General features: G+C 71.8%; 9 protein-coding genes. 3 read left to right on the forward strand and 6 right to left on the reverse strand.

Going from position 1 to position 12,398, the window contains the following annotated elements:
- Positions 1 to 3: 3 nt before the first annotated feature.
- The 5 genes from ACZ55U_RS22330 to soxR form a co-directional block, all read right to left on the reverse strand.
- The gene (locus ACZ55U_RS22330; RefSeq protein WP_465528147.1) at positions 4 to 972 is read right to left on the reverse strand and encodes a TniQ family protein; all 969 of its coding nucleotides are present in this window, start codon (positions 970 to 972) and stop codon (positions 4 to 6) included.
- Positions 969 to 2,021: a TniB family NTP-binding protein gene (locus ACZ55U_RS22335; protein ID WP_465528149.1), complete on the reverse strand. Its 1,053-nt coding sequence runs from the start codon at positions 2,019 to 2,021 to the stop codon at positions 969 to 971. The genes ACZ55U_RS22330 and ACZ55U_RS22335 overlap by 4 nt, the downstream gene beginning before the upstream one ends.
- On the reverse strand, positions 2,018 to 4,120 hold the full coding sequence (locus ACZ55U_RS22340; protein ID WP_465528151.1) for a Mu transposase C-terminal domain-containing protein: 2,103 nt from the start codon (positions 4,118 to 4,120) through the stop codon (positions 2,018 to 2,020). The genes ACZ55U_RS22335 and ACZ55U_RS22340 overlap by 4 nt, the downstream gene beginning before the upstream one ends.
- On the reverse strand, positions 4,113 to 4,868 hold the full coding sequence (locus tag ACZ55U_RS22345) for a TnsA-like heteromeric transposase endonuclease subunit (protein WP_465528153.1): 756 nt from the start codon (positions 4,866 to 4,868) through the stop codon (positions 4,113 to 4,115). The genes ACZ55U_RS22340 and ACZ55U_RS22345 overlap by 8 nt, the downstream gene beginning before the upstream one ends.
- Positions 4,869 to 5,152: 284 nt before the next feature.
- Positions 5,153 to 5,626 (reverse strand): redox-sensitive transcriptional activator SoxR, encoded by a 474-nt coding sequence (gene soxR, locus ACZ55U_RS22350; RefSeq protein WP_465528155.1) that lies wholly within the window; start codon positions 5,624 to 5,626, stop codon positions 5,153 to 5,155.
- A gap of 47 nt (positions 5,627 to 5,673) precedes the next feature.
- Between soxR and ACZ55U_RS22355 the strand changes: the two genes are divergently transcribed.
- Positions 5,674 to 7,128, forward strand: coding sequence for an MFS transporter (locus ACZ55U_RS22355; RefSeq protein ID WP_465528157.1), 1,455 nt, complete (start codon positions 5,674 to 5,676; stop codon positions 7,126 to 7,128).
- A gap of 221 nt (positions 7,129 to 7,349) precedes the next feature.
- Here ACZ55U_RS22355 and ACZ55U_RS22360 read toward each other — a convergent pair whose 3' ends face one another.
- Positions 7,350 to 7,727, reverse strand: coding sequence for a YrdB family protein (locus ACZ55U_RS22360; RefSeq protein WP_465528159.1), 378 nt, complete (start codon positions 7,725 to 7,727; stop codon positions 7,350 to 7,352).
- 216 nt (positions 7,728 to 7,943) lie between these two features.
- Here ACZ55U_RS22360 and ACZ55U_RS22365 point away from each other — a divergent pair, with 216 nt between their 5' ends.
- Together ACZ55U_RS22365 and ACZ55U_RS22370 are read left to right on the forward strand one after the other, a co-directional pair.
- Positions 7,944 to 9,116 carry an aminotransferase class V-fold PLP-dependent enzyme gene (locus tag ACZ55U_RS22365; RefSeq protein ID WP_465528161.1) on the forward strand — a complete coding sequence of 391 codons (1,173 nt, stop codon included), beginning with the start codon at positions 7,944 to 7,946 and terminating at the stop codon, positions 9,114 to 9,116.
- Between the two features lie 170 nt (positions 9,117 to 9,286).
- Positions 9,287 to 12,142, forward strand: coding sequence for a DEAD/DEAH box helicase (locus ACZ55U_RS22370; protein ID WP_465528175.1), 2,856 nt, complete (start codon positions 9,287 to 9,289; stop codon positions 12,140 to 12,142).
- Positions 12,143 to 12,398: the final 256 nt, after the last annotated feature.

The raw sequence follows: 12,398 nt of genomic DNA on the forward strand, positions 1-12,398 counted from the left end.
GCGTCATTTGAAGTGGCCAATTTCTGGTAGGGGTGGGTTGGGCTCGCTCAGTCGTTGCACCACGTAGCGGTTGCGCGCCTCTGTGAAGCGGTGGCGGTGGTTGTTGACCCAACGGCGGAGACAGAAGAAGTCGTACGGGTATGAGAGTTCTTCTTCGTCGGCACCCGTCTTGTGGGCGACCAGGGCGAAGAACTTAGGGAGCTCCCACTCGTGTGTCACGGCGATCTCGCGGCGGATCGTGAGATCAGTGGTGATCTCTGCGAGGTCGACGGTTTCGGGGAAGCGGACGACTGGGTGGTCGTGCCAGGCCAGCCGAAGGGCTCGAACCCTGCGCTGCCATCGGTCGGCGAGCTGAGGATGCCGACGTGAGCGGACGACCCAGGTGTTGACGACGTCGCCGGCGACCTTGAACTGCCCGCGGAGCCATGGCCGATCCACCTGCGCTGATTCCATGAGGCGGAGGTAGCGTCGGTAGGCGTCGCTGATCGCCGGGTCACCGGAGACGTCGACCTGTTGCCAGCGGATCCATCGCTGGTGGCGGTGGCACATCATTGTCGAATCGAGCTGTCGGCCCAGCGGGGTCGGGCCCTGATGGCGAAGGGCACAGCTTCGGCAGATCGGCTGGGCCTCGGGCCAGGGCCGGAACCACCGCAGGGCCGGGTAGTCGGTGGGAAGGCGGGGGACCTGGGCTTCGTGGATGCCGGGCAGCAGGCCGGACAGCCTGCTGGCGGGGATGCCGGACATGGTGGCGAGGCGTTCGAGGGCCAGGCGGTTGGGCTTGGCGTCCCGGTCGAAGACGTGCATGCCGGTTCCGCCGGGCCCCCACTCGCCCATCGCTCGCAGGACCATGGTCGCGGGCAGGCCGTTGGCTGCGCTGAGCCTTCGGGTCAGGGAGAGGACGGTCTCTCCGAAGACCGGGCGGACGGTGACCGGGAGTTGGCGGGCTTCCTGCTGCCAGCGTTTGATCCTCATCGCGACCCCCGAGAGGTCCGCTGACGGGGGACGGGGTGGGGGTCGTACTGCTCCTGGGCGGCGGTGTCGAGGATCACCGAGTCGAGGACCTTCCTGGTGATCTTCTCGGTGCCGGTGTCGATCGCCTCGTTGGCCGCGTCGTGGATGAGCTGGTCGAGGCTGCCGATCATGCCGCCGGTGCGCTGGTAGAGGTAGGGGGCGAGCTCGATCAGGGTGCCGTGACGGTGGTGGTGCAGTCGCAGGGCCTGCTCCATGGTCGCCACCAGCTTGGCCCAGTCGTCCTTCTGGGCCGGGGTGACGTAGTTGAACGACGAGGTGGTGACGGTGACGAACCGCCCGGCGATCTGGCGGCCCCGCATGCCGGAGAACATGCCGTGTTCCTGGAGTTCCAGGCCGGCGTAGACGAACGTGGCACTGATGCTGTCGAAGAAGTATTTCAACTGGTCCGATGCCTGGGCTCCGGCGCGGGTGCGAAGGTCGAGTCGGTGGATCTCGTCGACCAGGACCAGGCTGCACCGGACCTGACGCAGGACGGTGGCAACGGCCTGGGTGATGGAGTGTTGGCTGTCGCGGGCGGAGACCGGCAGGCCGAGGAAGTTGGCCATCTCGATGGCCAGCATCTTCGGCGTCGCGGCCGGCGGGACGATGATGTATACGACCGGGATGCGGTCGGTGACACCGGGCGAGCGGCGTTCCAGGTCGATCTGGTGCTTCTTGCCGAGTTGGACGATGGATGTGCTCTTGCCCGTGCCGCTCGGACCGGAGACGATCAGCCCGCGCCGGCCGAGCTGCTTGCCGCGGTTGCCCACGATGAGCTTGGACCCGACGCTGGTGATCCGGCGGATGTCGGGCGTGGCCACCAGCAGCAGTTCACTGTGGTAGTCGCGCCGCCCGTCGTCGTAGATCTCCCGCTCGACGTCGTCCAGCCGGTCTCTGTCCTTGATCGGCAGCAGAATCGGCGGCTGCGGACTGGGCTTGGCCACGAACGCCCGCCAGCCCTCCTTCGTGGTCAACGGGTGCCGCGACGGGTCGATGCTCGGGTAGCTCACGCTCGACCCCCGTCCTCGGCGAAGGGGTCGAACAGGCCGAACGGCACGATCGTGCCGGACGACGGCGCGTCCACGGACTCGTCCGGATCCTCTGGTTCGGGCCGTGCGGGTTCGGGTGCTGGCAACGCGACCGGCTCCGGGGCGGACGGCAGGGCCACCGGCATCCGGTTGGGCAGGGCGGTCGCGGTGCGGGAGCGGGAAAGCGCGCGGCTGGCCCGTGCGGGCCCCTCCTCAGCCTTCCGCAGCAAGGCGGCCAGCACCACGGCCACCGCTGTCTCGTTCGCGTCGTCCACGCCACGACCGGCGGCGATCTTCCGGGCCTGGCGCCACGTGAAGTCGGCGAACGGCTGCCGCACGAGGGCGTGGTGAGTCCATGGGACAGTGATCCATCCGCTCCCGCGGTGGTCGCGGACGAAGACCCGGGTCAGGTCGTAGGGGTCGTAGTGGACCTCCCAGCGGTCGCCCTTCGCGGCGACGCCGGACGGAGCGTGCCGGTAGGGCGCCAACTCCGGGCTGTTGTAGGTGCGGTAGTCGATCTGGACGCCGGCGTCACCGATCGCGCGCCACTGGGCCGGCAGCAACTCGATGTAGTCCTCGCCGGTAAGGGTGATCGGCACGTAGCCGGCGGCGGCCACCAGAGCGGCGTAGACCTCGTTGGGAGACAGCGCGCGATCCGGGGTGAACGGGTGCCGAAGTCCCTCGTGCGGACGCATCTGCCAGCCGGCCACGATCCACTCGTCCAGTAGTTCCTGGAGATCGGCCACCGACCACACGGCCCGTTCGTCCACGTCCGCGCCTCTGCGGGTCACGTCCCGACCGGTGTAGCCGGAAACATGCTGGCAGAACAGGGTGTTGATGGACTCGAAGGTCCGCTCGATCACACCCTTGTCGGTCGGAGTGCGGGGACGGGCGGGCTGGACGGAAACCCCGAGCGTTCGCGCCGCCCGCAGGAACGTCTCCGAGACGAAGACCTTGCCGTGGTCCACCACCACGGTCTCCGGCACGATCACCGGCTTCGCGGCAGCCAGCTCCAAGCGCCGGTCGACCTCCACCAGCCGCGCGTGCGGGATCCGGGACGTCGACATCCGCAGCACGTGCTCCCAGCCCGGCCGCATCGGCTCGGGCACCATCATCCGCGCCAGCAGCAGCGAAGCGTCCACGGCCTTGGTGCCGGCCGGCTGCAATACGGCCGCGCAGATTGTCCGCGTGGCGATGTCGATCGCGGCGATCAACTCCGCACGGGCGGTCACCCCGTCGTCCATCACCGCCATCACATCCAGCGGCGTCACGTCGATCTGCACCTGCTCGCCGGGCCTCGCCGCCGAGGTCGGCGTGAACACCCCCGCCGGACGGTTGGCCGTCTGGCGCCGCGTCACCGCCGAGCCGAACGTGTGCTTCCCCTCCGCGAGCCGGTCCAGCAGCCGCTGAGCCGTTCGCATCGACGGAAGCGGCACCATCCCCGGCCCGTACTCGTCTTCCAAACGACGCACGACCTGCGACCACGCACGGGACTTCGTGCCGGTCGACGTCGCTGTCTGGGCGTCGATCACCGCTGCAGCGGCAGCGACCACACGCGGATCCACCCGCCCCGTCCCGCTCGTGGGCCGCGCGTGCCGGGTATCCACCAGACCCCAGAGCCCCCGCTCCCGGTAGCGCTGGCGCATCCGGCCGACCGTCCGCACGCTCGCCCGCACGCCCATCGCGCGCAACTCGGCGGCCTTCGCCGCCTCACGCTCGGCGAGCGACCGCCGGTTGGGGTCGTACTCGGGCCGGGGAAGCGCACCCGGCTCCGCGTCGAGGGGAAGGCCGGTCTCGACCTCGACCAGGTGGCTTTCCCACATCCTCGCCCGCTCCGCGGCAGCCTTCGGCACCGACTCCATCAGTCCGTCGGAGACCAGTGGGCGGCGGACCGGCGGCTCCGCCGAGCCCAGCAGCGCGAAGTCCGAGGCGGCCAGCAGATGAGGCAGCGCCACCACGCTGGCCTGGCCCGACACCGACATCAGCCGCACCGCGTTACCCGCCAGTGCCACCACCTGGTGCTCGGCGCCGTCGAACAGTACGCGGTCATCCACCCGAAGCACACCACCCGGCTCAGCCACAGCGCACCTCGCTCGCGGCACGGACGACGGTGCGGTCACCGAGGACCAGCGACAGATCCGCCACCAGTAGGTGGCACCACATCAGGTGGAAGAGGACCGGAAGGACCCGGATCGGATCCCCGGCCAACTCGGCGCCCGGCATCAGTGCGTTGGGGAACGCGAACACCTCACGCAAGCGCTCCGCTACCGCCGCGTCGAAGCACCGCGGGTGCCGATACCCGGACAGCCAGCGGTGGTTGGCCACCACCACGCCGTCCATCGCACCCCACACCGCGTAGTGCCATCCGAGTTCCGCGCACGCCGTCTCCGTCGCGGCGAACGCCTCGCGGTCCCGGTCCGAAATCCGGTCCAGCGGTCGCGAGTCCAGCACCAGGACCCCGCCGTCCGCCAACCGTACGAAGAAGTCCGGGGCATGCCGACGCGGCCGCCGGCCACCCTGGTCCCACACCAGCCAGAACGGCTGGGAGGCGATCCCCACCACGGCGGGGTCGAAGTCGAGGGCGACCAGGTGGTCCCGCTCTACCCACGACTCGTACCCGACATGGCCGCCCACCGTCGCGGACCAGTACCAACCTGGATAGTTCCGCTGACCCCGGTAGGAAGGGAGCGACCGGACAGGCCGGCCGGCCTCGAAGGGCACCCCGCCCGCGGCCTCCAAGGGGACCTGATGCTCAGCTCCCACTGCGTCGACGTAGACGACGCTGAACCCGGCACTAACGCCGGTCACATTCGGTGACTTCACGATCACCCCCCAATGTTGGCCACTTTGAATGGCGGCTTGCCACATGTTTGGTCAGATCAACTGGCGCTTGGCCAAGTTCAGTTGCGCCTCACAGATGCGGGCGGCACGGACACAGCTCGGTAACGGATGGCGCCACCTCTTGTGCAGTGCAATTTCACATTACTATGTTACTGATCATGCGGGACGCCGTCGAGTGCCCGCCACGTCCCGAAGACCGGGGCGGACATCGAGACCCCCGGTCGGGCGCGGCGGGGAACCCTGCGAGGGCCGCGTCCGACCGGGCCCACCGCTCAGTCCTCGGCGGAGGGCGGCGCCTCCTCCGGCAGCAGCAGGCGCGGCCCCGGGCCCTCGGCGGCCAGTTCGTCGCCCGGGTTGAGCACCCGGCAGCGGCGCAGCGACACGCAGCCGCAGCCGATGCAGCCGGTCAACTCGCCCTCCAGCCGCTCCAACTCGATCCGGCGGGCGCGCAGTTGCTCGGCCCAGTGCCGGGAGATGCGCTCCCAGTCGTGTTTGGCGGGCATCCGGTCCTCGGGCAGTCCGGCGAAGGCCTCGGCGACCTCGGCGAGCGGGATGCCGAGCCGCTTGGCGACCAGGATGAGCGAGATCCGGCGCAGCACGTGCCGCCGGTAGCGCCGCTGGTTGCCCGCGGTGCGCTCGGAGGAGATCAGCCCCTGCTCCTCGTAGAAACGCACCGCGGAGGTGGCGATGCCGGCCCTCCGGGCCACCTCGCCGACGCTCAGCAGATCGACCGGAGCGGTGGTCATGTCGGCTCCTTGACTTCAAGTTATCTTGAAGTCCTAGCGTACCGGACATGACCGAATCAGCCGCCGTGAAGAACGGCACCGACCGTGCCGAGCTGGGAAGTTACCCGGCCGAACCGCCGTCCACCGGAGCCCCCGGAGGGTGGCGCGAACTCTTCTCCCGCCGGTACGCCGCCTCCGCCTCGATCCTGGCGGGCGGCGTCGCGCTGTACGCGATGAACCTCTACTTCACCGCCGCGCTGATGCCCTCGATCGTCACCGACATCGGTGGCGAGCGGTACTACGCCTGGGTGGCCACCGGCTTCCTGATGGCCGCCGTCATCGCCTCGATGCTGGTCAGCCGGGCGCTGGACCGGCTCGGCGCCTCCCAGGCCTACGTCCTGGGCTTCCTGGTGTTCGGCGCGGGCGCGGTGGTCAACGCGCTCAGCCCGTCGATGGCGGCGCTGATCATCGGCCGGGTGGTGCAGGGGCTCGGCGGCGGACTGCTGTCCGGGCTCGGCTACGCGGTGATCCGCAGCGCGCTGCCGGAGCGGCTGTGGACCCGGGGTGCCGGGCTGGTCTCCGCGATGTGGGGCGTCGGCACCCTGGTCGGGCCGTCGCTGGGCGGGCTCTTCGCCCAACTCGGCGCCTGGCGCTGGGGGTACGTGCTGCTGCTGGCCGCCGCGCTGGTGCTGGCGGGGCTGGCCCGCCGGGTGCTGCCCGGGCGCTCCGGCGCGGGGCAGGCGAGCGGCCCGGTGCCGCTGGCCTCGCTGCTGCTGCTCACCCTGGCGGCGGCCGCCTTCAGCATCAGCTCGACCGTGCCGAGCGGCTGGCCGACGGCGGTCTGCCTGCTCGCCGGGTTGGCGCTGCTGATCGGCTTCGTGGCGGTCGAACGGCGGGCGAGGGCGACGGTGCTGCCGCAGCGGACGTACCGGGCCGGCAGCCCGCTGAAGTGGCTCTACCTGACCGTCGCGGTGCTCTGCGCGGGCGTGGTGGCGGAGAACTTCATCCCGCTGTTCGGCCAGCAACTGGGCGGCCTCGGCCCGCTGATGGCCGGGTTCCTCGGCGCCACGACCTCGGCCGGCTGGACCACCGCCCAGCTGTTCAGCGTCGGGATCGAGTCCGCGCGCGGCCGGGCCCTGGCCATCCGGGTCGCCCCGCTGGTGCTGCTCGCCGGTCTGCTGGTCTACGGGCTGACGCAGACCGCGCACGCCTCCGGGCCGCGGGTGCTGCTGTGGGCGGTGGCGCTGTTCGCCGCCGGCACCGGGATCGGGCTGGCCTTCCCGCACCTGAGCGTGGCCGCGATGCGCAGCAGCAGCGATCCGGCCGAGGGCGGCAAGGCGGCCGCGGCGATCAACACCACCCAGCTGATCGCGATCTCGGTGACCTCGGCGCTGGCCGGCACGCTGGTCAGCCTGGGCGGGGACCCGGTCGACTCGGCCCGGTACATGGCCTTCGGGATCGCCGCGATCGCCGTCCTCGGGGTGGCCGCCGCCGCGCGGACCGCCCGCGGCCTGGGGCGTTGACCGGCGCTGGGCAGGCCCGGGCACATGGGCAGGCCCCTGCGCCCGAGCAGGGCACATGAGCAGGCCGGGGAACCTGAGCAGGGCACATGAGCAGGCCCGGGCACCTGAGCAGGCCCCGGATCCCTTTTCGTCGGGGGGATCCGGGGCCTTCGCGCGGCACGGCGCACCGGGACGTCGCGGTACGGACCACCGGGAACCGCGGTGCCGGTGCCGCCCGGCCGTCAGCCGACGGTGTAGTCCAGGCTCACGCTGATCACCACCAGCGCGGCGTACACGACGGCGAGGGTGGTCCGCCCGGTGGCGTGCAGGGCCAGTGCCCCGGTGCCGAGGACCAGCAGCTTGACCACGATCTCGGCGGCCACCGGCAGCCGGAAGGTCGGTCCGCCCGCGGCCAGGAACAGCGCCCAGACGACGGCCGCCAGGGCCGGCGCGCCGAGCCCGAGCAGCAGCCGCAGGCCCAGGTTGGGCCCGGTCTTGAAGCCCCAGTAGCAGAGCGCCGCCAGCAGGCCGAGCTCCAGTCCGAAGGCGAGTCCGGCGTTGCCCGCGGTCAGTGGCGTCCACTGCCGCTGCCCGACCGGGCCGGGTCGGTCGATCCTCATCCGCGTTCTCCCCCCGTTGCGCTGGTCCGCCCGGATCGGACGGTGACCAGGTGATCAAGCGGAGTGTGGCAGTCCGGCCGGGGCGGCGCAACGGATTCCCCGAGGCCCGGCCCACGGGAGTGGTCGCGCGGCATACGGTCCGGCCACTAGCCTGACATGTGCAATGTCACACGCCGTTCCCTGTGGCGATCGGCGGGCCGGCCAACGGAGGAAGCCGTGACCGAGGACCTGTGGACCGCCGAACCCCCGGCCCCGCTGCCGGCCGCCGACGGGCTGTTCAGCGTGTCGGCGCGGACCGCCCACCTGAACCACGGCTCGTTCGGCGCCGTGCCCGTCCCCGTCCAGCGCGTCCAGGAGCGGCTGCGCGTCGAGCACGAGCGGGACCCGGACGGCTTCTTCGCCGACCTCCCGGCCCGGGTCGCCGCCGCGCGGGCCCTGATCGCCGCCGCGCTGGACGCCGACCCGGACCGGCTGGCGCTGGTCGCCAACGTCACCGAGGCGGTCGCGATCGCCCTGGACAGCGTCCCGCTCGCACCCGGCGACCGGATCCTGGTCACCGACCACGGCTACGGCGCGGTGATCCGGGCCGCGGCCCGCAAGGCCGCCGAGACCGGCGCCGAGGTGGTGGTGGCCCCGGTGCCGCTGGACGCCCCGGACGAGCACGCCGTCCGGGAGGCGGTGCTCGCCGCCGTCGACGAGCGCACCACCGTCGCGATCCTGGACCAGCTCACCTCGCCCACCGCCCGCCTGGTGGCAGGCCCGGCCCTGCTCGCCGAACTGCGCGCCCGCGGCGTGACCACCGTGGTGGACGGCGCCCACGCGCCCGGCATGCTGCCCGCCCCGATCGACCCGAACGCCGACTTCTGGTTCGGCAACCTGCACAAGTGGGCCTTCGCCCCGCGCGCCACCGGGGTGCTCGCCGTCCGCCCCGAGTGGACCGGCCGGGTGCGCCCGCTGGCACTGTCCTGGGAGCACGACAAGGGCTTCCCGGGCAACGTCGAGTGGCGCGGCACCTGCGACTACACGCCCTGGCTGGCCGCCCCGGCCGGCTTCGCGCTGCTGCGCGAGCTCGGCCACGCGGCGGTGGCGGCGCACAACACCGCGCTCGCCGGGTACGGCCGGCGGACCCTGGTCGAACGGGCCGGCCTGGCGCCGCTGCCCGGGACGGCCGGGGTGTGGATGCGCACCGTCCGGCTGCCGGCCGGGCACGGCGAGACCGAGACGCGGGCCAGGGCGCTGACGGCCGAGGTGTGGCAGCAGCTCGGCACCCGGATCGCCGTCCGCCCGTGGGCCGGCGGCGGGGTGCTGCGGATCAGCGCGCAGCTGTACAACCGGGCGGGGGAGTACGAGCGGCTGGCGGACGGGCTGGCGGAGCTGCTGAAGGACTGAGGGCGGTCGCACGGGTCGAGGACGGCGGATTCCAGGGGCCGGGGGGCGTGGCCTCAAGGGCTGGGGACCGCTGGGGACCGCCGGGCTCCGAAAACCGTGCTATCGATGTCAGCCCACCCGGGTAACCTCAGGCTGAGATGCGAGATCACACCAATCACACCCGGACGGCGATGAACACCCCCCAGCCCGAGCCCCAGGACGACCAGGAGCTCAGCCCCGCCGAGGCTTACGCGGCCAGCCGTCGACGGGCCCAGGTGCAGGCCACCGCCCTGCACGGCTTCCAGGAGCTGTACGACTTCCCGCTGGACGACTTCCAGCTGGAGGCCTGCCGGACGCTGGAGGCCGGAGCCGGTGTCCTGGTCGCCGCCCCCACCGGCTCGGGAAAGACCATCGTCGGCGAGTTCGCCGTGCACCTGGCTCTGGCCTCCGGTCGCAAGTGCTTCTACACCACGCCGATCAAGGCGCTCTCCAACCAGAAGTACGGGGACCTGGTCAAGCGCTACGGCGCCGCCAAGGTCGGCCTGCTCACCGGCGACAACTCCGTCAACGGTGACGCCCCCGTGGTGGTCATGACCACCGAGGTGCTGCGCAACATGCTCTACGCGGGCTCCAGCACCCTCGACGGCCTCGGCTACGTCGTGATGGACGAGGTGCACTACCTCGCCGACCGCTTCCGCGGCGCCGTCTGGGAGGAGGTCATCATCCACCTCCCCGAGTCGGTCACCCTCGTCTCGCTCTCCGCGACCGTCTCCAACGCCGAGGAGTTCGGCGACTGGCTGGACACCGTGCGCGGCGGCACCAAGGTGATCGTCTCCGAGACCAGGCCGGTGCCGCTGTGGCAGCACGTGATGGCCGGCAACCGGATGTACGACCTGTTCGCCGACCCCGACCGGGACGGCCGCCCCAAGCACCACCTGAAGAACCCGGGCAAGGCCGTCAACCCCGAACTGGTCCGGCTCGCCCGCTCCGAACTCGACCGCAATCCGCGCGACCGCTTCGGCCGCGGCCGGGGCCGCTCGATGCCCAACGGTCGTCCCGGGCGGGTCTGGACGCCGGGCCGGGTGGACGTCATCGACCGGCTCGACGCCGAGGGCCTGCTGCCCGCGATCACCTTCATCTTCAGCCGGGCCGGCTGCGAGGCCGCCGTCCAGCAGTGCCTCAGCTCCGGGCTGCGGCTCAACAAGGACTCCGAGCGCGCCCAGGTCCGCGCCGTCGTCGAGGAGCGCTGCGCCGACATCCCGGACGAGGACCTGCACGTCCTGGGCTACTTCGAGTGGCTGGACGGGCTGGAGCGCGGCATCGCCGCCCACCACGCCGGGATGCTGCCCCGGTTCAAGGAGGTCGTCGAGGAGCTCTTCGTGAAGGGCCTGGTCAAGGCCGTCTTCGCGACCGAGACCCTGGCGCTCGGCATCAACATGCCCGCCCGCTCGGTGGTCATGGAGAAGCTGGTCAAGTGGAACGGCGAGACCCACGCCGACATCACCCCCGGCGAGTACACCCAGCTCACGGGCCGGGCCGGGCGGCGCGGCATCGACATCGAGGGCCACGCGGTGGTGCTCTGGCAGCGGGGCCTCGACCCGGAGGCGCTGGCCGGCCTGGCCGGCACCCGCACCTACCCGCTGAAGTCCTCGTTCCGGCCCTCGTACAACATGGCCGTCAACCTGGTCTCCCAGTTCGGCCGGCACCGCTCGCGCGAGCTGCTGGAGACGTCCTTCGCCCAGTTCCAGGCGGACCGCTCGGTGGTCGGCATCGCCCGCCAGGTGCAGCGCAACGAGGAGGGGCTGGAGGGCTACCGCGAGTCGATGACCTGCCACCTCGGCGACTTCGACGAGTACATGGAGCTGCGCCGCAGGCTCAAGGACCGCGAGAACGAGCTGGCCCGGGAGGGCACCAGCCAGCGCCGCGCGGCCGCCGTCGAGTCGATCGAGCAGCTCAAGCCGGGCGACGTCATCCACGTCCCCACCGGCAAGTTCGCCGGCCTCGCCCTGGTCCTCGACCCGGGCCTGCCGCCGGTCAACCGCTCCGGCCGGGGCGGCCCGCGCCACCCCGACTTCCAGGACGGCCCGCGCCCGGTGGTGCTCACCGCCGAACGCCAGGTCAAGCGGCTCGCGATGATCGACTTCCCGTACCCGGTCGTCGCGATCGAGCGGCTGCGCATCCCCAAGTCCTTCAACCCGCGTAGCCCGCAGTCCCGGCGCGACCTCGCCTCGGCACTGCGCACCAAGGCCGGCCACCTGGAGCCCGAGCGGTTCCGGCGCGGCCGCGCGGCCGCCGCCGACGACCCGGAGATCACCCGGCTGCGCACCGAGCTGCGCCGGCACCCCTGCCACGGCTGCTCCGACCGCGAGGACCACGCCCGCTGGGCCGAGCGCTACCACCGGCTGCACCGCGACACGGAACTGCTGGAGCGCCGGATGCGCTCGCGCACCCACACCATCGCCCGTACCTTCGACCGGGTCTGCGCGCTGCTCACCGACCTCGGCTACCTCAGCGGGGACACCGTCACCGACGACGGCAAGCGGCTCGGCCGGCTCTACGGCGAACTCGACCTGCTCGCCTCCGAGTGCATCCGCGAAGGCGTCTGGAGCGGCCTGGCCGCCGCCGAACTCGCCGCCTGCGCCTCGGCGTTGGTCTACGAGGCGCGCCAGTCCGACGACGCCGGCGCCCCCCGGGTGCCGGAGGGCGCGGCCAAGGAGGCGCTGGGCAAGATGGTCCGGATCTGGGGCCACCTGGACGCCCTGGAGGAGCAGCACCGGATCAACACCGCCGAGGGCGTCGGCCAGCGCGAGCCCGACCTGGGCTTCGCCTGGGTCGCCTACCGCTGGGCGCTCGGCCACAACCTCGACCAGGTGCTGCGCGACGCCGACATGCCAGCCGGCGACTTCGTCCGCTGGACCAAGCAGCTGATCGACGTCCTCGGCCAGATCCAGGACGCGGCAGGCGAGGACGCCGAACTCCGCAGGACCGCCCGCAAGGCCGTCGACGGCCTCCGCCGAGGCATCATCGCCTACTCCTCCGTGGGCTGAGGCCCTCCCCGGCGGAAGGTCCCGCACGTTCGACACCGAACGTGCGGGCCCTTCGCATGCCGATGAAGGGGTGGGGAAGCGCCAGGCCTTCGGCCGTGGCGCTTCCCCACCCCCACCCCCGTGGGGGGTTGGGTTTGTTTCTTCGCTGGGGGTTTCCCTTTGCCGAGGAAAAAGGGGAACAAAGGAGGAGACACAGGACGGGGGGGGGGGGGGGGGGGGGGGGGGGTGGGTTGTGGGTTTTTTTTGTTGGGGGAGG

The sequence above is a fragment of the Kitasatospora sp. NPDC034533 genome (genome assembly GCF_055575155.1).

Excerpts from the sequence above, each read along its gene's own strand:
- ACZ55U_RS22370 (WP_465528175.1), top strand. The coding sequence starts at position 9,287 with ATGAACACCCCCCAGCCCGAGCCCCAGGACGACCAGGAGCTCAGCCCC.
- ACZ55U_RS22330 (WP_465528147.1), bottom strand. The coding sequence starts at position 972 with ATGAGGATCAAACGCTGGCAGCAGGAAGCCCGCCAACTCCCGGTCACC.
- ACZ55U_RS22355 (WP_465528157.1), top strand. The coding sequence starts at position 5,674 with ATGACCGAATCAGCCGCCGTGAAGAACGGCACCGACCGTGCCGAGCTG.
- soxR (WP_465528155.1), bottom strand. The coding sequence starts at position 5,626 with ATGACCACCGCTCCGGTCGATCTGCTGAGCGTCGGCGAGGTGGCCCGG.
- ACZ55U_RS22360 (WP_465528159.1), bottom strand. The coding sequence starts at position 7,727 with ATGAGGATCGACCGACCCGGCCCGGTCGGGCAGCGGCAGTGGACGCCA.